The following is a 19,138-nucleotide window of genomic DNA, read 5'->3' on the forward strand; positions in this document are numbered from 1 at the left end:
GATCTGCCATTTCAAACCATAAAAAAACACCACCTGACGGAAACGCCACATGCCACCGATATTCGCCATCATCATTCTGTATGGATTGGGACTGACTGCATCCATGCAGGTTGGCCTGATCGGGCCGATTGCCCCCGATTTGCGGGCGGGCTTTGGCCTTAGTCAGGCGGAATTCGGTCTGGTTGCATCCCTGATCACCGCGGCCGGGGCACTTGCCGCCATTCCAACCGGTGTGTGGGCTGCGCGCGCCGGTTTGCGCAAATCACTGGTCCTGGGCGGGCTTATGATGATTGCCGGTGCCGTGATCTTTGCCACGGCCAATGCGACGCCACTGCTTTATGCCGGGCGGCTGGTGACATCGATCGGCTATTTGCTGATTGTGGTCGGTGCGCCGAGCTGGATGGCGGGCTTTGACAATCCGAAAATGGTCGCCATGGCCATGAGCATCTGGGGCACCTTTATTCCGGTGGGCATTGCATTGGGCAACTGGATCAGTGCGGCGATGGTTGTGTGGCTGGACTGGCGTCTGGCGGTTGCGGCCTGCACGGTTCCTGTTCTTGTTTTATTGCCGCTTCTGGCATTGATGGAAAAACCGCCCACCCCGACCGTGCGCAAATCCCTTGGCAGCGGGGTTATGGGGGTTCTGAAATCACGTTCCGCGCTGAAAGTCGCGCTGACATTTTCCGCCTTTGCCGGGGCAACATCCGCAGCCCTTGCCTTCATGCCGGCAATGATGGTCGACAATCTTGATATCGGGATCGCACCGGCAGCCGGGATCATTGGAACGACCGCGATTGTCGGCAATATTATCGGCAGTATCGGTGCGGGCGTTGCCCTTGGCCGTCAGGTTGCCGGGCGGCGCATTCTGATCGCGTTTTTGCCGATGATGGCAGCCGCCATTGCGACCTTGTTTGTCAGCATGGACATGGCAATCAGCCTGATCGCGCTGGTGATTTTCAATATCGGTCAGGGGGCGGTTGCCGGCACCTGTTTTGCCCTGTTGCCGGCCATCGCCAAGGACAGTCTTTCAATGCCCGCCCTTCAGGGGATGCTTGCCCAGTTTGCCGAGATTTTTGTGGTCATTGTCCCACCGCTTACCGGGGCCATGATTGATTTCAATGGCTGGGGTGGTGCGGCGGTGATCCTTGCCGGTTTCTATTTTGCAGGCTTCATGATCTCGGTGATCAGGTCCCCCATACGCCGCGTAACCGCCTGACCTATACGATACGATGACTTGACCTATCCTGCGAAGCAGGCGACCCTCCAATCCCCTCAATCAAAGAGGCAATGACACACAGGGCAGGGAAGCGGGATGCAGTTGATCAAGGCCATCTTTATCGGAACGATATTGATTGGCCTGTCTGTTGTTGCCGCGTTCTTTATCTGGCTTGCGCCGGTCGGTGCGGCCTATAGCGCAAAGATCATGTGTTCGGCAATTTTTGTAAACGGATTGCCTTCCAGCCGTGCGCGCGATGAAGACGTTCTTGCCGACAACAATGCGTTGCTGTCACTGATCACCACCAATGTCGATCTGCGCAACCAGACGGTCAGCGCCCATGCTTTCGGTTTCCGGAAACGGTTTGCGGTTTATCGGCCGAATCTGGGCTGCACGCTGGCCGATGATCAGGCCCATATTGCGCGCCTGCGCAATTCGACACCGGTGATCAAACCGATTGCCGCCAAGCCGCTTCTGACCACAAGCCTTCCGGCCGAAGTCGACCGCCGCGCATTGAACAATATCCTGTTTGATGTCATGGACGAACCCGGTGTCCGCCCCGAACGGCGCACGCGCGCGGTATTGATCCTGTATCGCGGCAAGGTCATTGCCGAACGATATGCCGACGGCATTACCGCACAGACGCCGCTTCCGGGATGGTCGATGACCAAAAGTGTCTGGAACACCGTTCTGGGCCGCATGCAGAACGAAGGCATGATGCCCGACATTCATGATCCGGTTCTGATCAATGAATGGCAGGCACAGACAAATGATCCGCGCGCGGCCATTACCTATGACCAGTTGCTTCGGATGCGCAGCGGCATTGAATTTAGCGAATCCTACTGGAACCCGCTTTCCGATGTGGTGCAGATGCTGTTTGTCCAGCCGGCCGCCGCGGGCTATGCCGTGTCCAAACAGCTGGAACACAGCCCGGGTGAAGTCTTTGCCTATAATTCCGGGGCATCAAATATTCTGTCGGCTGCTGTTCGCAATCTGAGCGGTTCACGCAGCACATATCTTGCCCGCCCGACCGAACTTTTGTTCCGGCCGCTTGGCATGAAAAGTGCGGTGATCGAAACCGATCCCGAAGGATATTTCATCGCATCAAGCTTTATGCATGCAACGGCGCGTGACTGGGCCAAGATCGGCCAGCTTTATCTTCAGGATGGCGTTTGGGAAGGACAGCGTTTGCTGCCCGAAGGCTGGGTCGATTACACCAGCAGCCCGGATGAAAGTGATCCCGACGGCATTTACGGAGCGCATTGGTGGCTTGATCTGCCCGGCGACCGTGATGACGAAGGCAACCCGCGAAACGGCATCGCCGAACTGCCCGATGATGCGTTCTTTGCACTTGGCCATGATGGCCAGTCACTTAGCGTCATCCCGTCCAAGGAACTGGTCATCGTGCGGCTTGGCGTTACCCGCAAGCGCGAAGCATTCAGCCTGCGCAATTTCGTATCCGATATCAGCAACCTGTTTCCCGATGCCCCGACTGCATCGCACAACAGCCCGGACGGCGAAGACATCCAGGATGCCACCGGGCCCAGCACTGATTGATTAGCATCGATTGATTTGTGGGGGCCGAACAAGGGCCAGAACATTCAATCGGATTCAGATCCTAGGCCAGCAGCGCCACAACATACCCGGCACCTGCCCCGGTCCCGACCAGCGCCCAGACCGGCATGATCCGCCATTGCAAAACAACAAAGGCGATCGCGACACAGCCGATATCAAACATGTCATGGATTGCACCGGTCCAGATCGGGTCATAAAGAACCGCCGCCAGCAACCCAACCACCGCGGCATTAACGCCCAGCAACCCGGCCCGCATTGCGCCGATATGCCGCACCCGGTCCCAGAACGGCAACAGTCCGACAACAAGCAACCAGGCCGGCAAAAAGATCGCCACCAGGGTAATCATCGACGTCACCGCACTGATCACGATGCTGCCATCCATGGCCGACCCGTTATGCAAGGCAGCACCAAGATACGCCGCAAAGGTAAAGATCGGCCCGGGAACCGCCTGGGTCGCGCCATAACCGGCAAGGAAGGTCTGTGTATCGACCCAGCCCGGATCGACCACAGCATTTTCCAGAAGCGGCAAGACAACATGCCCGCCGCCAAATACCAGCGCCCCGCTGCGATAAAATCCGTCAATCACCGCAAACAGCCCGCTTTGATCAAAATGGGCTGCCAGTGGCAAAATGACCAAAAGGGCAAAGAAACAACAAAGTGCGACAATCGCCCCCGTGGCCGAACGGGGGGCCATCGGCGCCATCGGATGGTCATCGACCTTGGCGCGCTGCATCACAAAACCGGCCAGCATCCCGCCCAGAATGACCGCAAACTGCGCAAGGACCGTGCTGCTTGCGATCATGATGGCGGCGGCAACAATGGCCAGAACCGCACGCGCAATATCGGGACAGAGGCTTCGTGCCATGCCAAACAAGGCATGGGCAACCACGCCCACCGCCACCAGCTTGAGACCGCGCAGAACCCCGTCAACCGATGCCAGATCAAACCCGACAAACGCCATGCCAAGAACCGCCAGCACAATGGCCGACGGCATCGTAAAACCAAGCCAGGCCACAAGGGATCCTCGCACACCGCCAAGCGCCATGCCAATCCCCATGCCAACCTGTGAACTGGCCGGTCCCGGTGCGAACTGACACAGCGCAACCAGATCGGCATAGGCCGCATCACTTAGCCATTTGCGCCGGGCGACGAATTCTTCGCGGAAATAACCGATATGGGCGACCGGCCCGCCAAAGCTGGTCAAACCAAGACGCAGGAAAATCATGAAAATCTGCCACAGCCCCACACCATTTTCCGGCAGTGAAGCAGGTGAGACAGATGACACCGGCGCAGGGTCAAAGTTAGGGTCCGAGTCAGGGTTTGTCATGTTGTCAGACATTGCGGGTTATTGCCCCATGATCACGTTCGTCAGGATCGTTTTGCCTGAACTTACGCAACCGGGCAGCACCTGCAAAGTCAAAAGCAGCCCCATGCCCGTTCGTCATCAAACCATAATAAAACCCCTGCCACCGGCGTGATGCGGTGACAGGGGCAAGATCAAAGCGCCAGACCGGAAATCCGGGTTTTAGCGGAATGCCGGTTCGTCAAGCGAACGCAATTTTCGTGAATGCAGCTGATTGACGTCCTGACGCAGGGTATCGATGGTATCGAGACCAACCTGAAGATGCTGACCGATCCGCTGACGATAGAAATTGTTGGCCATGCCCGGCAGTTTCAATTCGCCATGGACCGGCTTGTCGGAAACACACAGAAGCGTGCCATACGGAACACGGAACCGGAAACCGTTGGCAGCGATTGTCGCACTTTCCATATCCACGGCAATTGCGCGTGACTGGTTCAAACGGCCGAACAGTTCGCTGTAACGCAGTTCCCAGTTACGGTTATCCGTGGTTGCCACCGTGCCGGTTCGCATGCGTGCCTTCATCTCGCGGCCTTTAAGACCGGTGATTTTGGCAACCGAGTCGGCAAGCGCGACCTGTACTTCGGCAATCGGCGGGACCGGAATCCACAAGGGCAAATCCGAATCCAGAACATGGTCATCACGCACATAACCATGGGCCAGCACATAGTCACCAAGCAACTGACTGCGCCGCAGCCCCGCACAGTGACCAAGCATCAACCAGCAATGCGGACGCAACACAGCAATATGATCCGTTGCCGTTTTTGCATTGGACGGCCCGACACCGATATTGACCAGCGTCACACCAAGCCCGTCTTCACGGATCAGGTGATAGGACGGCATTTGCGGCAGTTGCTTGACCGCCTCGCCCGATTCCTGCCAACCCGTCGGGGCGTCTTTGCGCACATGGACCTTCGGCCCCGGTTCGACAAAGGCGACATAGGGGCTTTGCGGATCTTCGAGCTGCAATTTGGCGAATTCGATGAATTCATCGACATAGCGCTGATAGTTGGTGAACAGCACGAACTTCTGGAAATGTTCCGGTGCAGTCGCCGTGTAATGGCGCAAACGTGCCAGTGAATAATCAACACGTTCCCCGGAAAACAGCGACAGCGGTTTGGGGCCGTCACTGTTGCCGTAATGCACGCCATTGGCGATATCATCATCGGTACGGGCCAGATCGGGCATGTCAAAGATCAGCTGCATCGACCGGATATCGGTCGGACCGATACTGTCGGTTGCCGATTCGACCAGGAATGGCAGCGGGATCGGGCGATCAGACACACCAACCACAACAGGCACGTCGTGGTTCTTAAGCAGAAGTTCGATCTGCTCGCGGTAATATTCTTCAAACAGGTCCGGACGGGTCAGCGTCGTGCCGTAAATTCCCGGATCGCGTGGTGCGCCGAACGAAAGCGTGCTTTCGACATGCAGCTTTTCCGGCGGCACTTCGATGCCAAGATACGGGTAATAGGCGCGTACGGGGGAAGATTGCTGACCTTGACCGAAACGGTTAAAGGCCTCCTGAACGGCATTGGCACCGGTCGCATAGATATCCTTGATGCGCGCAAGTGCCTTGTCAGCGTCAGTGAATTCAAACAGATCGCGTACCGATCCGTGTACTCCAGAAACCATAATGGATGCTCCTTTTTGTTATTGTTGTTTCAGAACCCCTGTCTGATCAAGGTGCGTGAAATCACGCCCGATCAATTACAAAGGCCCTTGGAGCGAGAGATTTATCACCGCCCGCCCGCCTTCTGACAACCGAAAACTTTTTCATCCCGTTCTATCCCTGGGTGAATATCCTGAAATACAGGGAACCGGCTGTGCCGAAACAACCCGCTTTTCCGGCGGTTTCAGATGCTTATGACTTATATGTCGGATTTATTTTCAAGAATTCCAAATGACAGTTTTGATGCGCGGCCCATAACAAGGCCGGTCTCAAATATTCTGCGCACCGGTGACGTTATCGCGGGTGCCGGAATCCGGGCAAAAAAAGTGCCGAAACCGGGGGACGGTTTCGGCAATTTCAGGGAGGTGCCTTAGACGTTGAGGGAAAAGACGGTCAACCCTGATGTGAGTTTTATATGACCATTGGTCATTAATGTCAATTTTAATCGACGCGTAGCATCCATTCGCCTGACGCATATCTCATGCTAATATATCGGCGTCTTCGGCGATCTCTTGCAGGTATTCAAGCCTGCGCTTCGCGCCCTGATCAAATGCCCACGAGTCACCTAGATGGGTCATTTTCAAGTCACTTACAATTCTGGCGGCACGCGGGTCACTTTGGACCAGGCTTTCGATTTCGTGTTTCTCTTCGTCGTCCTGAAGTGTCCCGCGTACATAGCCAAGAATGTGCTCCTTGCCATATATCGCAAGAACCGGGCTCATATTATGCGGCCTCTGAGACGTAGCGTGAGGCGTGCTCGCGCGCTTCGATTCGACCAACCGACGCACGCAGTTTGCGGCGTGCACGTCCAACACGCGATTTCACGGTACCGATTTCAACAGACATCTGATCGGCAGCATCCTGATAGGATACTTCTTCAACAGCGGTCAGCAGGATGGCCTGGCGTTCCTGTTCGGGCAATTCTTCAAGAACACGGTCAGCATCACGCAATTGCAGACGCGCCATCTGGTTGCTGCCATGACCATACACATCACCAAGATCATCCCAGTCGACCTGCGGGCCGCGGGTTTTTTCACGGCGCTTGCTGGAAATAAAGGTGTTGAACAGGATCCGGTGCAACCAGGCCTTAAGGCTCGTGCCTTCTTCGAACTGGTCCTTCTTGCTGATGGCTTTCAACAAAGTGTCCTGAACCAGATCCTGCGCAAGATCGGTGCTGCCGGTCAGGCGATATGCATGACGGCGCAGTGCTGGCACATGGTCTTCGATTTCGTTCATCACTTGAGTAGACATCACAACCTCCTTGTTCGGATGAACTTACCGTAACAAAAGAAAATGAAATTTAAAGTAAAATCGTATAGTTAACTTAGGCAATACAATGAACAAACAGCACATACACAACATTATCAAAACACATACCTGACACAATGTAGTTAAGTGCATCACGTTACATTATTTACTGCCTGTAATTACTTTACATTACTTACATCACTGCTCGAACTTACCGAGAGTCAGCAAGATGGTTGTCTTATGGAGGAAACGGAGGTAACGTAAGTTACTCCAAAATTTTTGAATGCCTTGATTTTCAAAGGCTTCAGGGGCTAATTAAAGCTCCTGAAATTGACAGGAAACCCCACGTGCCAACGCCGAAAAGAACAGAAAAGCTCCAGATCATGCTGGATGACGAGGAGCTTAAGGTCATTGATGACTGGCGCTTCGATCATCGAATGCCAACGCGTGCCGCCGCAATCCGTGAATTGATCCGCCGCGGTCTTATCGCCGAGGACGTCGAAGAACCGGAGACAGAAGGCAAAAGCACGACAGATTTTCGTGTTGAGCCGGAATAAAACAAATCTTCCATGAAAAAGGCCCGTCAAAAGCGGGCCTTTTTCATATCTATTTTTTCCCAATACAGGACTTATTTTCCGGGAACGGAAATGTTTTTGGGTTTCTTTCCTTCGAAAATGCGGGCGATTCCCGCGCCGAATCCCAAAACCATTGCCCACAATCCGTAATATCGCAAAGCCCGCGATATCGTAATGGCAATCAGAAACAGCCAAACCGGATAGGACGCGGCCCCGGCTGCCAATGCGGCAATCTGCATGGGAACGGGTGTGACACTGACCAGAAAGACCAGCCAGAACCCGCCATCTTCGAATTTCGACTGAAGTTCATCAAACTGTTGCTGACTGCCCATCATGTCAATCAGGGGCTGGGCCAAATCATCAAATAATGCCCAGGCCAGGAAATAAAGCCCGACCGCGCCGGCCACACTGCCGGCCAAAGTCACCGTGGCGACGATAAAGCCGCGTGCACGCGATGCCGCCATCACCGGAGCAATCACGATTTCAATCGGAATCGGGATGATGGTTGTTTCAAGAAACGACGCCCCGGCAATACCGGCCAGTCCCTTGCGCCCGGCGGCAAGTTTTGCCAGCCGTTCCTGGGCTGCACGGAAAAAATCCCCGAGCCGTCCGAAAGAACGATTTTGATCGCTTTTCAAGATGATGTCCTTCCTGCCGCACAAAAAAGAACAGCCCGCCCAAAACGGGCGGGCTGTCACCCTCGGACGTCAATCGCCGAGTTCAGGTTGTGACGTCTTATTCGGCGGACTGACTGTCCGAGATGGCTTTCTGCGCATTTTCAAGCGCGTTCAGCGTATCGCGTTTGACGTCTTCCCACGTATCTGCCGATGCGTCCTTGGCCGATGCCATGGCATCGCTCAACTCGTCGGTAGCGCTATCCCAGGCTTCTGCCAGTTCATCAACAGCGTCTTCGCTGTCATCTTTCACACGGGCAGACACGTCGTCATACTGATCACCAAGCTGGTCGGATTTTTCATCGACCCACGCCAGGAAATCTTCTTTCTGTTCAAAGGTGAAGTCTTTGGCTTCTTCATACTGGGCCGCAATCTTGTCGCCCAGCTTGTTGGCGTCCGACTTCATTGCATCATCGGTCTTGATCGTGCCCGATGCGTCGGTGGCATTCGCCGAACCGGCATAGGCCGGAACCGCAACACCCATCGACATAAGTACAGTACCAATCATCAGCGTTTTCTTGCTCAACATCACAACCTCCTTATTCATAATAGGCAGCACAATTACTTGCGCGCTGCTTACACTGACAAACGGATGGTGCAAAAGAATGTTCCAATTATGGTGATTTTATTTCATGGAACTTTTGAAAAAGGCCAACGTTTATATGGTCAAAGCGGCCCCGCCAAATCGCAATAAGGCACATGACATATATATATCGTGCCGTGCGGGGGCGCCTCAAAACCAAAGGAGTTTTAAAATGGCACATAGCAGTATGCAGACCGTTGCAAAGGAATTTCCCGTCGAAACCGGCGTGAACCGCAAGGATCGCCGCGAACTGGCCACGATGCTGACCCAGATCATTGGCTCGTCGCACGTACTCTATGCCAAAATGCGCGGTGTTCACTGGAACGTGGTCGGCCCGGCCTTCTATTCGCTGCATAAAATGACCGAAGAGCAGTATGAAGACCTGCATGCCGCCATTGACGATATGGCCGAACGTATTCGCGCCATCGGCTTTGCAGCACCGACCGGTCTTAAGGAAATGATGGAAAATTCTGTCATTTCTGATCAGGATAAGCTGCTTGAAACCAATGACATGGTTGCCGAGCTTGTTGATGACCACGAAAAAATGGCCCGCCTGATCCGTGACGGCGTTGCCGCAGCCGAGGAAGTCGATGACGTAAAAACCGCCGATCTTCTGACCGAACGTATCGGCGTGCATGAAGAAGCAGCCTGGATGCTGCGCGCAACGATTTCCTGATACATATATTATGAACCGGCGCCTGGTGGCGCCGGTTCGCCCCCAGCCCCTCTCATCTTGTGAAAGTCCATTGCCGTGAAAAGTTCCGATCTGACCGGTAAGGTACATTTGCTGTTAACCCGCAAAAAGTTGCCTGATGACTGGCGTACCAATGGCGCAGAACCCCTGCGCACCGTGTTCGAAGATGCCGGTTATCAGACCGATCTTACGCTGTGTGACAATCCGGATGATATTTGCAAACACCTGAAATCCACTGCCAAACCCGGTGACATTGTCGCTGTGGGTGGCGGGGATGGCACCATCAATGCGGTTCTTGAAACCGTCATTGAAACCGGGACCGTTCTGATCCCCGTACCGCTTGGCACGGCAAACGACTTTGCACGGACCCTTGGCCTGCCCGATGATCTGGTTGATGCCGCGCGCGCTGCCATTCATGGTCAGATCAGGATGCTGGATGTCGGGCGGGTCAATGACCACAGCTTTATCAATGCGGCCAGCATCGGTGTTCCGGCCGATGCGCGCAAACGGATCAATCCCGATCTTAAGCGTACCCTGGGCGCAATCAGCTATGCCGTTGCCAATTGGCAAAGCTGGCACGAAATGGATCCGCTGGATCTGACGATTACCTGCGGCGATGAGAAACCGCAAAAAATGAAGCTGCGCCAGCTGACCATTACCAATGGTCGGTATTTTGGCGGCGGCCTGCGTCCGAGCGAATCCAAAAGCCCGGAAGACGGTCTTTTGCACATGTTTGCCATTCGCGACAGTGTCGACACACTTAGTGGTCTTGATATCGCCGCCGAACTTTTATTTGGCTCGGTCGATAACAGCAGCTATGCGCTGACCATGGAATGCGACGACATCACGATCGAGGGCGAAGATGGCGCGCCGATCCTTGCCGATGGTGAAATCATCGGTAAATTGCCGGCCCGCTTTACCCTGCGCGCCGGTGCGCTGCCGGTTTTCGCCCCGAACAGCTATGTCGCTGAAGAAAAACGCAATCGCAGCGACATGCCCGAAACCATCGACCAGCAAAATGAAATCAATGACGTCGTGCGTGACACGGTTGATTTCACCTTGCGCCTTGAAGCCATCCTGCCGGTTGTTCATGACGGCCAGCTCAAATCGCTTTGTCATGACAGCACGCGCACATTGCGCGACCTGTATCGTCAGCTGGAATTAAGCTTGCGGCCCTTCGGGATCACCGCACCGTCACCCGATCCGGATTTGCACAGCCTTGAAGAACTTCGGGACCGCGTGATGGAGTGGCTGTTTGACAATGCCGACCAGCGCCTTGCAAACGGGCTTGATCACCGTGCAAAGGAACTTGCCGCCGAACTGGACCATCTTGACCAGAATGCATTGCCAGATGAGCTGAAAAAGCAGATTGCGACCCTGACACAGGAAATCGCAAATTTCCGAAAGTCGATCGGCGATATCATCGCGAAATTCTGACGCAAAAAGGCAGCCCCGCGGGGCTGCCTTTTGATTTGGGAAACAGTGCGTTTAAATCAGTCGGAAAGCCCGGCCAAACTGCGGGCGAATGATTTGGCTTCGAACGGACGCAGATCTTCGGCCGCTTCGCCAACGCCGATGGCATGAACTGGCTTGCCGAATTTTTCAGCCAGCGCGACGACAACGCCGCCCTTGGCCGTGCCATCAAGTTTGGTCACGATCAGGCCCGAGACATCGGTGGCCTCGCCAAAGGTTTCGACCTGGGAATGGGCGTTCTGACCGGTCGTTGCATCAAGCACCAGAAGCGTGTCATGCGGCGCACTGTCATCACGTTTCTTGATCACGCGAACGATCTTTTTAAGCTCATCCATCAGATGTGCCTTGTTCTGAAGGCGACCGGCAGTATCAATCAGCAACAGGTCGTAACCTTCACGCTGTGCCTGATCGATCGCGTCAAAGGCAAGGCCCGCGGCATCCGCGCCGGTATCGCGCGCAATCACCGGGCAATCGGTGCGTTCGCCCCAGACTTTAAGCTGCTCGACCGCGGCGGCACGGAATGTATCGCCCGCCGCCATCATGACCTTGAGCCCCTGATCCTTATAGGTCTTGGCAAGTTTGCCGATCGTCGTGGTCTTGCCCGATCCGTTGACCCCGACAACAAGAACCACATGCGGCTTCTTGGTCGCGTCAATAACCAGCGGCCTGGCAACCGGATCAAGGATTTTGGCGACTTCGTCGGCGATGAATTCCTGGATTTCAGCGGAATCAACTTCCTTGTCGAAACGGGTCTTGGCCAGTTCCGCGCTCAGCTTGGCAGCGGTCGTAACACCCAGATCCGATGTAATCAGAAGATCTTCGAATTCTTCAAGCGCATCGTCGTCAAGACGGCGCTTGGTGAAGATATCGGCAATCCCGGTGGTCAGTTTTGAGGAGGACCGCTTCAGCCCGTCTTTCAGGCGGCTAAACCAGCTTTTCTTCCCCTCTTCACTCATCCCACAAGCTCCGCTATCAGTTTTCCATCTTCAAGGCCGGTTACCTTGGCCTTGGCTATTGAGCCCGGTTCTATCACGCGATCAAGCAGAACGGGAGCAAAATGCTCGGTATGACCGGTATTTTCCTTTTCGACCAACACATTCTCGATCATGCCGATGCGTGATTGCAGGAATTTGTTGAGCTGAATATCACCTGCTTCGCGCAGTGCACTTGCCCGTTCCTTGCGCAGGTCTTTGGGCACCTGGGGCATCCGTGCCGCCGGGGTCCCCGGACGTGCGGAATACGGGAAGACATGCAGATAAATCAGACCGCACTCATCAACCAGACGCAGGGTGTTATCCGCCATTTCGTCGGTTTCGGTCGGGAAACCGGCAATGATATCGGCGCCGAATGTCACATCCGGGCGCAATTGGCGAACTTTTTGACAGAAATCGACCACATCCTGACGCAGATGGCGGCGTTTCATGCGTTTGAGCACCATGTCATCGCCTGCCTGCAAGCTGATATGCATATGCGGCATCAGACGCGGTTCGGTTTCGATCAGACGAAACAGGTCTTCGTCCACCTCGACCGGGTCAATTGATGAAATGCGCAAACGCGGCAGTTCGGGCACCTGTGCCAGAAGCCGGCGCGACATCTGGCCCAATGTCGGCTGCCCCGGAAGATCATGCCCATAGGACGTGATATCAACCCCGGTCAGGACGACTTCGCCATACCCGTTGGCGACCAGTTCGCGCACCTGGCTGACAATTTCACCCATCGGCACAGAACGCGAATTTCCACGACCATAAGGGATAATGCAGAAGGTGCAGCGGTGATCACAGCCGTTTTGAACCTGTACGAAGGCGCGTGCGCGGCCCTCGAACCCCGAGACCAGATGACTTGCCGTTTCTTCGACCGACATGATGTCATTGACGACAACGCGTTCATGTTCGGGCATAAGGAACGTTTCGGCCTTCATCTTGGCGTCATTGCCAAAGATGCGGTCGATCTCGGTCATTTTGGCGAATTTGTCGGGATTGACCTGAACAGCACACCCGGTCACGAAGATCTTGGCATCGGGGTTTTCCCGGCGCAGGCGGCGGATGCTTTGCCGCGCCTGACGTTCGGCCTCGGTCGTGACCGCACAGGTATTGATAATGATCGCATCATCAAGGCCGGCATTTTTGGCATGGTCGCGCATCACCTCGGATTCATAGGTGTTCAGGCGACATCCAAATGTAACTACGCGCGGCTCTTTGGTGCTTTGCATTCTGCGATCTGTTGTTGGTTCGGGAAACTCTGCGCCTGCGCAACATTGTTGATGACTGCAAGTGCGGAACGCCCGGCACAGTCATCAGACCATGCCGGGCGCTGGTTACATACGCTTTTGAACGCTTCAATGCAAGTCTGCCACCGTCATGGCACACATGCATTGAAGTGCAAAACCACGCCCATTGCCCCAATCGACAGTAGAACCCGTGTCACTCGGCGGCGAAATTCCGGTTCCGGCCATTCTTCTTGGCGCGATAAAGGGCACTGTCGGCACGATCAATCAGCTTTGCACCGCCTTCATTGGCGATATATTCCGCAGCACCGACCGAAATGGTCATCTGGCCATAGGATGTCCCGGAACTCTTGGCCTTGATTTCGCGTGCGGCGATGCGTTTGCTCATATCTTCGGCCAGCGCCATGGCATCGCCAAGCGGCGTCTGGGGCAGCAGGATGGCAAATTCATCACCGCCATAACGCGCAACAATGTCCCGCCCCTTGATATTAGCCTTCAGCATCGAAGCAATCAGAACCAGAATTTCATCCCCGATGCGATGCCCGAACCGGTCATTAACCGATTTGAACTGATCAAGATCGACCATCATCACACAAAACGGTTCGGGATGATCAGATGCATCATATTCCGCCGCCAGCAAGGTCAGCTGTTCTTCGAAATACATGCGGTTGGACACCCGCGTCAGGCCGTCGGTATAGGATCGCTCGCGGGTTTCATCGAGTTCACGCTGCAACATGGCAACGCGGCTCAGATAGCTATCAAGGCGCTTGTGCAAACCGTCGATCGTCTGGCGCATCTGATCGGTTTGATCGATGACCTCGGTCAGGATCGGGCTTAGTTCGCGGTGATCCTTAAGGGTCGCAAGTGACCGGCCAAGAAGATCGCCATATTTGCCAAGACCGGCACGCGCCGTACTCAGACATTCGTCGCTGTTTTCCACCAGCTCGGAAAAGTCTTCCATGCCACGTTGCAGGAAATCGGCAGCCTGACGGTCAAAGATATAACGGTAATAAAGCTGAAGCAGGGTGTCTTCGGCAAGTTGGTCGCCGCTGGCCTGGACCGCATCAATGACGCGCAAGATTTCGGGATTTTCTTCGGCGAAATAGACGAACCATACATGGTACAGCTCTGGCGTGGGGCGCAGGCCGCGCTCGCGCAGAGCCCTTAAAGTCGCATCCGCATATTCCCAATGACGGGTTATCTGTTGGTCCGTCGTCGTCACCACGGTTGCTCCGGCTCGTTTTCGGTAATCATGTCAATGCACTACGCCAGAACGGCGTAAATCTGCGCATCAACATATCACGGAACCCGATATCCGTCGCGGGAAACTATACGAAAGTGGTGGTTCATTGCAGGGATCCGGTCCCGCCCGTCCGGCTGATCATTCAAGCCAGATTGACAGGACCGGTACCCGTTGATCAGTTCCCGCGGATCATGGTCCCGGCACCGCGTTCGGTGAACAGTTCCAGCAACACGGCATGGGGGGCACGCCCATCGACAATCACGGCGGCCTCGACCCCGTTCTGTACCGCATCCATGCAGGTTTCGGTTTTCGGGATCATGCCACCCTGAATGGTGCCATCGCCAATCATCTCGTTGATGTGGTCGGTATCGGCATCCCTTACAAGGTTTTTATCCTTATCAAGAATGCCCTTCACATCGGTCAGCATATAAAGACGACGCGCACCGACCGCCTTGGCAATCGCCCCGGCCGCCGTATCGGCGTTGATGTTATAGGTCTGACCATCCTCGCCAACACCGATCGGTGAGATGACCGGGATAATGTCGGTATTGATGAAGCAATCAAGCACATGCGGATTGACCTTTGCCGGTTCACCGACAAAGCCCAGATCAAGCACCTTTTCGATGTTGCTTTCCGGGTCGCGCTTGGTCCGGGTCAGTTTGCGCGCCGTGATCAGATGCGCATCCTTGCCGCACAGACCGACACCGATACCGCCAGCGGCATTGATGTTGGAAACGATTTCCTTGTTGATCTTGCCGGCCAGAACCATTTCGACAACGTCGATGGTTTGCTGATCGGTCACACGAAGACCGTCGACAAATTCCGACTGGATATTGAGCTGCTTGAGCATCTGGCCGATCTGCGGACCACCGCCATGCACCACGATCGGGTTCATGCCGACCTGCTTGAGCAACACCATATCCTGGGCAAACAGGCGGGCCAGTTCCGGGTCACCCATCGCGTGGCCGCCATACTTGATCACGATCGTCTGACCGTTAAATCGTCGCATATAGGGAAGAGCCTCGGAAAGGACTTTGGCACGTGCCAGCGTCCGGTATGCGCTGGATTCCGATTGGTCTTCTTCAGAACGGATTTCTTCGTTCATCTCACTTCCCCATAATTAAGCGATGAACCTGACGATGTTACAGCAGCGTGGATATTTCTGCCCGCAATTCCGCAAGTCCGGTATTCTTCTCACTTGATGTCGCAAAAATCTGTGGCAAGGCGGCCGGGTGTTTCACCAGGGCATCGACCACTTCCTTGATGCGTTTTTCAAGCTGTCCCTTTTTTAGCTTGTCCGACTTGGTCAGCACAACCTGATAAGGCACCGCTGACTCATCAAGCAGCTTCATCATGTCCAGATCGGCCTTTTTGAAGCCGTGCCTGGAATCAATCAGCACGAACACACGACGCAGGGTCACACGCCCGCGCAGATACTGTTTGATCAGTGCATGCCAAGTATCGACGATATCCTTTGGCGCCTGGGCAAAACCATAGCCCGGCAAATCGACGACATAGCACGCGCCATCCAGATCAAAATAGTTCAGCTGCTGGGTACGTCCCGGCGTGTTTGACGTCCGGGCAATGTCCTTGCGGCCCGTGATCGCATTGATCAGGCTGGACTTGCCGACATTGGAACGTCCGGCAAAACAGATTTCTGTTTTTTCCTCGGGCGGCAACTGTTCGAGCTGCGCCACACCAAGAACGAAGTTAACCGGGCGGCTAAAAAGCTTCCGCCCGGCTTCGATTACTGAGTCTTCATGCTTCGGAATAGCAGTATCCGAGGGCAAATTTTCTTGTGTCATTGTCATTCCTTCCCCGAACTGGCGGGGATTTTCCCCCGAAGGGAAGATAAACCCGTAAAGGGTAGATGGGGGTTAAACCCCCATCTTGTACATGATGTAGCGCTGCTGAATGATCGACAGCGTGTTGTTCCATGCCCAGTAGATCACCAGACCAGCCGGGAAACTTGCCAGCATGAAGGTAAAGATGAACGGCAGGAACATCATGATCTTCGCCTGGGTCGGATCGGCCGGTGCCGGGTTCAGTTTCTGCTGCAGATACATGGTAAGACCCATGATCAGCGGCCAGACACCAATCATCAACATCTGGGGCGGATCCCACGGGATCAGGCCAAACAGGTTGAAGATCGTGGTCGGATCCGGTGCGGACAAGTCCTGGATCCAGCCAAAGAATGGCGCATGGCGCATTTCAATGTTCACAAACAGGGTCTTGTAGAGCGCAAAGAAGACCGGGATCTGAACAATAATCGGCAGACAGCCCGAAGCCGGGTTGATCTTCTCGCGCTTGTAAAGCGCCATCATTTCCTGCTGCTGACGTTGACGGTCATCCTTGAACTGTTCGCGCATCGCCGTGATTTTCGGCTGAAGCTTTTTCATCGCACTCATGGATTTGTACGACTTGTTCGCCAGCGGGAACATCACGGCCTTGACCAGAACCGTCAGCAGAAGAATGGCAACGCCGAAGTTGCCAACCAGATGGTTGATCCACTGCAGCATTTCAAAGAACGGAATGGTCAGGAACCAGAACCAGCCAAAGTCGATCGCACGGTCCAGAAGCTTGATCGAAAATTCATCCTGATATTCGACCAGCAGGTTGTATTCCTTGGCACCCGCAAACAGGCGGCTTTCCGAGGATGCGGACGCACCATCGGCAACCGTGCGGGCCGAACCAAGGTAATCAGTCTGGAACTTGTCGGTATTGTTATCGATATGGTGGCTAAAGCGCGTGGTCATCTGTTCATCAGATGCCGGCGCCAGCGCGACCAGCCAATATTTGTCCGAGAAACCAAGCCAGCCGCCGGTGGTGGTTTCTTCAACCGCACCATCATCGGCAAGGGAATCGTATTTGTATTCCTCAAGGCTGCCATTGATGACGCCAATCGGGCCTTCATGCAAAACGGCAAAGCCCGATGTATGGGGCATGCCCTTGCGCGAAATCAGACCATAGGGATGCAGGGTAACTTCCGCACCGCTATTGTTTTCGACCGACTGTTTGACGGTGAACAGATAGTTCTCGTCAATGGCGATTTCACGTTTGAAGGTCAGGCCCGCACCGTTGTCCCAGGACAGGACAACCGGGGTTTCCGAGGTCAGCTTGTCGCTGCTTGCCGTCCAGCGGGTGTCGCTGTTGGGAAGGGCGATGTTCCTGTCAGCGCCGACCCAGCCGAATTCGGCGAAATAGGCATCATCGCTGCCGGTCGGGTTCAGAACATGGATCAGCGGGCTGTCGGGTTCTTCGGTCTCGCGATAATCCTGAAGCTGGATATCGTCGATCACGCCGCCAACAAGGCGAATCGAACCTTCGATGCGCGGGGTATCAATCGCGATGCGTGGCGATTTCGCCAGTGCATCTTCACGTTTGACTGTCGGCACTGCCGGTCCACCGCCCGGTACACGCGGTGTACCGTTTGATACCTGCGGCGTGTTGGTGCCGTTTGCATCAAGCTGTTCACGAACTTGCGCCTCACGAACCTGGGTATCAGGCTCCGGCGCAAAGAAGAATTGCCACCCGATAAGAATCACAACTGCCGATGCAATTGCCACCCACAGGTTACGTTGTTCGTTCATCGCCTCTTTCCGCTTTGCTCAGCCAGCACGCGCCGACCGCTTATTCTATTTACATGACGAAAGCGCCGGGGACCGGTTTTCACCGTCCGACGACGCTTTGTTTTGTTCGCAGCCACATCCGGGCACGGGATCATAACCATGACCACCCCATGGATGGCAACGCATTATCCGTTTAAATCCCATCCAGCCGCCTTTTATTGCCCCGTGACGGGCCAATGCTTCTATCATAAATGCCGAACAGGTCGGCTGATAGCGACAGGACCACCCGATATAAGGCGACAAAAACAGCTGGTAACCGCGAACAGCGATTTGAAGAAGACGGGCTACGAAACCGGGTGCGGGAGTCCGGGAGGTCATTTTGACTGGCCTCCTGCCTTTGTCTGGGCACTGGACGGATTGCCACCGCGACCCTTGCGGGGACGGCGCGAATCCGGTGCTGACGGTTTGGCATCAGGAACCCGACGCAGAGCAAACTTCATATCATCAATCAGCTTGTCAAACGGCCGATCAATGGTTTGGGCACGACCGATCACGACATAATCCCAACCGGGTAATGCGAGTTCGCTCATCAATTGCTCTGCCACAGCACGCAAACGCCGCCGAACGCGATTGCGGACGACGGCCTTTCCCACCTTTTTGGTGACGGTAAATCCGACTCGTGCGAATCGATCTTCACCGGCGTATTCTGTATCCGGCTTGATCCCCGGGCGCGGTGCGCCCTGAAGGATCAACCCTTGTGTAACCCATTTTCGGCGGGTGCCCGCAACACGGAGGAATTCCGCACGCTTTTTAAGGCGTTCCACCGAAATGGTCACAACATTAGGCCGACAGACGCTTGCGGCCCTTGGCGCGGCGTGCGGTCAGCACACGGCGGCCACCGACGGTCGCGCTGCGGGAACGGAAGCCGTGGCGGCGTTTCCGTACGAGTTTGCTTGGCTGGTAGGTGCGCTTCACTGCACTTACTCCGTTCTAAATAAGGTAATCCGATAAAATTCGAGGTCCGCTGTATAG

At 55.0% G+C, this 19,138-nt stretch carries 20 protein-coding genes; 5 read left to right on the forward strand and 15 right to left on the reverse strand.

All coding sequences use genetic code 11. The features are described from left to right. The first annotated feature begins 49 nt into the window (after nucleotides 1–49). Nucleotides 50–1,216, forward strand: coding sequence for a CynX/NimT family MFS transporter (locus M9H61_RS09815; protein ID WP_250284834.1), 1,167 nt, complete (start codon nucleotides 50–52; stop codon nucleotides 1,214–1,216). Between the two features lie 96 nt (nucleotides 1,217–1,312). Further along, nucleotides 1,313–2,773: a serine hydrolase gene (locus tag M9H61_RS09820; protein ID WP_228194402.1), complete on the forward strand. Its 1,461-nt coding sequence runs from the start codon at nucleotides 1,313–1,315 to the stop codon at nucleotides 2,771–2,773. A 61-nt stretch (nucleotides 2,774–2,834) separates the two neighbouring features. On the opposite strand, the gene chrA is transcribed toward M9H61_RS09820, so the two are convergent. The 4 genes from chrA to M9H61_RS09840 all read right to left on the reverse strand — a co-directional run bounded on the left by chrA (nucleotide 2,835) and on the right by M9H61_RS09840 (nucleotide 7,074). Then, nucleotides 2,835–4,037 (reverse strand): chromate efflux transporter, encoded by a 1,203-nt coding sequence (gene chrA / locus M9H61_RS09825; protein WP_250284837.1) that lies wholly within the window; start codon nucleotides 4,035–4,037, stop codon nucleotides 2,835–2,837. Nucleotides 4,038–4,316: 279 nt separating this feature from the next. Then, a complete protein-coding gene (locus tag M9H61_RS09830; protein WP_228194404.1) occupies nucleotides 4,317–5,786 on the reverse strand; it encodes an AMP nucleosidase in 1,470 nt (489 codons plus the stop codon). A gap of 516 nt (nucleotides 5,787–6,302) precedes the next feature. After that, nucleotides 6,303–6,545 (reverse strand): hypothetical protein, encoded by a 243-nt coding sequence (locus tag M9H61_RS09835; protein WP_068517287.1) that lies wholly within the window; start codon nucleotides 6,543–6,545, stop codon nucleotides 6,303–6,305. A 1-nt stretch (nucleotide 6,546) separates the two neighbouring features. Next, a complete protein-coding gene (locus M9H61_RS09840) occupies nucleotides 6,547–7,074 on the reverse strand; it encodes an RNA polymerase sigma factor (protein WP_068517288.1) in 528 nt (175 codons plus the stop codon). Nucleotides 7,075–7,418: 344 nt separating this feature from the next. Between M9H61_RS09840 and M9H61_RS09845 the strand changes: the two genes are divergently transcribed. Then, the gene (locus M9H61_RS09845; protein WP_068517289.1) at nucleotides 7,419–7,628 is read left to right on the forward strand and encodes a hypothetical protein; all 210 of its coding nucleotides are present in this window, start codon (nucleotides 7,419–7,421) and stop codon (nucleotides 7,626–7,628) included. 71 nt (nucleotides 7,629–7,699) lie between these two features. Here the strand turns inward: M9H61_RS09845 and M9H61_RS09850 are convergent, their stop codons facing one another. Continuing rightward, nucleotides 7,700–8,284, reverse strand: a complete 585-nt coding sequence (locus M9H61_RS09850; protein ID WP_250284838.1) for a YqaA family protein — start codon at nucleotides 8,282–8,284, stop codon at nucleotides 7,700–7,702. A gap of 97 nt (nucleotides 8,285–8,381) precedes the next feature. Further along, nucleotides 8,382–8,849 (reverse strand): hypothetical protein, encoded by a 468-nt coding sequence (locus tag M9H61_RS09855; protein ID WP_114114354.1) that lies wholly within the window; start codon nucleotides 8,847–8,849, stop codon nucleotides 8,382–8,384. Nucleotides 8,850–9,075: 226 nt separating this feature from the next. On the opposite strand from M9H61_RS09855, the gene M9H61_RS09860 reads away from it, so the two are divergent. Together M9H61_RS09860 and M9H61_RS09865 are read left to right on the forward strand one after the other, a co-directional pair. Continuing rightward, nucleotides 9,076–9,579, forward strand: a complete 504-nt coding sequence (locus tag M9H61_RS09860) for a Dps family protein (protein ID WP_068517290.1) — start codon at nucleotides 9,076–9,078, stop codon at nucleotides 9,577–9,579. A 75-nt stretch (nucleotides 9,580–9,654) separates the two neighbouring features. Then, the gene (locus M9H61_RS09865; protein WP_250284849.1) at nucleotides 9,655–11,034 is read left to right on the forward strand and encodes a diacylglycerol kinase family protein; all 1,380 of its coding nucleotides are present in this window, start codon (nucleotides 9,655–9,657) and stop codon (nucleotides 11,032–11,034) included. A 56-nt stretch (nucleotides 11,035–11,090) separates the two neighbouring features. Here M9H61_RS09865 and ftsY read toward each other — a convergent pair whose 3' ends face one another. From ftsY to rpmH, 9 genes are all read right to left on the reverse strand, one after another. Continuing rightward, entirely contained in the window at nucleotides 11,091–12,026 is a 936-nt protein-coding gene (gene ftsY / locus M9H61_RS09870) for a signal recognition particle-docking protein FtsY (RefSeq protein ID WP_068517292.1), read from the reverse strand. Further along, nucleotides 12,023–13,279 (reverse strand): tRNA (N(6)-L-threonylcarbamoyladenosine(37)-C(2))-methylthiotransferase MtaB, encoded by a 1,257-nt coding sequence (gene mtaB, locus M9H61_RS09875; RefSeq protein ID WP_068517293.1) that lies wholly within the window; start codon nucleotides 13,277–13,279, stop codon nucleotides 12,023–12,025. Before mtaB ends, ftsY begins: the two co-directional genes overlap by 4 nt. Before the next feature lie 211 nt (nucleotides 13,280–13,490). Next, nucleotides 13,491–14,516 carry a GGDEF domain-containing protein gene (locus M9H61_RS09880; protein ID WP_101248196.1) on the reverse strand — a complete coding sequence of 342 codons (1,026 nt, stop codon included), beginning with the start codon at nucleotides 14,514–14,516 and terminating at the stop codon, nucleotides 13,491–13,493. A 196-nt stretch (nucleotides 14,517–14,712) separates the two neighbouring features. Further along, nucleotides 14,713–15,642, reverse strand: coding sequence for an acetylglutamate kinase (argB, locus tag M9H61_RS09885; RefSeq protein WP_250284850.1), 930 nt, complete (start codon nucleotides 15,640–15,642; stop codon nucleotides 14,713–14,715). A 37-nt stretch (nucleotides 15,643–15,679) separates the two neighbouring features. Further along, entirely contained in the window at nucleotides 15,680–16,342 is a 663-nt protein-coding gene (gene yihA, locus M9H61_RS09890; RefSeq protein WP_114114343.1) for a ribosome biogenesis GTP-binding protein YihA/YsxC, read from the reverse strand. 72 nt (nucleotides 16,343–16,414) lie between these two features. Further along, entirely contained in the window at nucleotides 16,415–18,127 is a 1,713-nt protein-coding gene (yidC, locus tag M9H61_RS09895) for a membrane protein insertase YidC (protein ID WP_068517296.1), read from the reverse strand. A gap of 45 nt (nucleotides 18,128–18,172) precedes the next feature. Then, nucleotides 18,173–18,484 (reverse strand): membrane protein insertion efficiency factor YidD, encoded by a 312-nt coding sequence (yidD, locus tag M9H61_RS09900; protein WP_101248177.1) that lies wholly within the window; start codon nucleotides 18,482–18,484, stop codon nucleotides 18,173–18,175. After that, complete coding sequence (rnpA, locus tag M9H61_RS09905) at nucleotides 18,481–18,942, reverse strand: ribonuclease P protein component (RefSeq protein ID WP_068517297.1); 462 nt, start codon at nucleotides 18,940–18,942, stop codon at nucleotides 18,481–18,483. Before rnpA ends, yidD begins: the two co-directional genes overlap by 4 nt. Before the next feature lie 4 nt (nucleotides 18,943–18,946). After that, nucleotides 18,947–19,081 (reverse strand): 50S ribosomal protein L34, encoded by a 135-nt coding sequence (rpmH, locus tag M9H61_RS09910; protein WP_007091264.1) that lies wholly within the window; start codon nucleotides 19,079–19,081, stop codon nucleotides 18,947–18,949. Nucleotides 19,082–19,138: the final 57 nt, after the last annotated feature.

Source organism: Thalassospira sp. GO-4, assembly GCF_023588965.1.
In the GTDB taxonomy this organism is placed as follows: Bacteria; Pseudomonadota; Alphaproteobacteria; order Rhodospirillales; family Thalassospiraceae; genus Thalassospira; species Thalassospira povalilytica.

Excerpts from the sequence above, each read along its gene's own strand:
- ftsY (WP_068517292.1), bottom strand. The coding sequence starts at position 12,026 with ATGAGTGAAGAGGGGAAGAAAAGCTGGTTTAGCCGCCTGAAAGACGGG.
- M9H61_RS09860 (WP_068517290.1), top strand. The coding sequence starts at position 9,076 with ATGGCACATAGCAGTATGCAGACCGTTGCAAAGGAATTTCCCGTCGAA.
- mtaB (WP_068517293.1), bottom strand. The coding sequence starts at position 13,279 with ATGCAAAGCACCAAAGAGCCGCGCGTAGTTACATTTGGATGTCGCCTG.
- yidD (WP_101248177.1), bottom strand. The coding sequence starts at position 18,484 with ATGACCTCCCGGACTCCCGCACCCGGTTTCGTAGCCCGTCTTCTTCAA.
- yidC (WP_068517296.1), bottom strand. The coding sequence starts at position 18,127 with ATGAACGAACAACGTAACCTGTGGGTGGCAATTGCATCGGCAGTTGTG.
- M9H61_RS09855 (WP_114114354.1), bottom strand. The coding sequence starts at position 8,849 with ATGTTGAGCAAGAAAACGCTGATGATTGGTACTGTACTTATGTCGATG.
- M9H61_RS09835 (WP_068517287.1), bottom strand. The coding sequence starts at position 6,545 with ATGAGCCCGGTTCTTGCGATATATGGCAAGGAGCACATTCTTGGCTAT.
- argB (WP_250284850.1), bottom strand. The coding sequence starts at position 15,642 with ATGAACGAAGAAATCCGTTCTGAAGAAGACCAATCGGAATCCAGCGCA.
- M9H61_RS09815 (WP_250284834.1), top strand. The coding sequence starts at position 50 with ATGCCACCGATATTCGCCATCATCATTCTGTATGGATTGGGACTGACT.
- yihA (WP_114114343.1), bottom strand. The coding sequence starts at position 16,342 with ATGACACAAGAAAATTTGCCCTCGGATACTGCTATTCCGAAGCATGAA.
- M9H61_RS09820 (WP_228194402.1), top strand. The coding sequence starts at position 1,313 with ATGCAGTTGATCAAGGCCATCTTTATCGGAACGATATTGATTGGCCTG.
- M9H61_RS09830 (WP_228194404.1), bottom strand. The coding sequence starts at position 5,786 with ATGGTTTCTGGAGTACACGGATCGGTACGCGATCTGTTTGAATTCACT.
- M9H61_RS09840 (WP_068517288.1), bottom strand. The coding sequence starts at position 7,074 with ATGTCTACTCAAGTGATGAACGAAATCGAAGACCATGTGCCAGCACTG.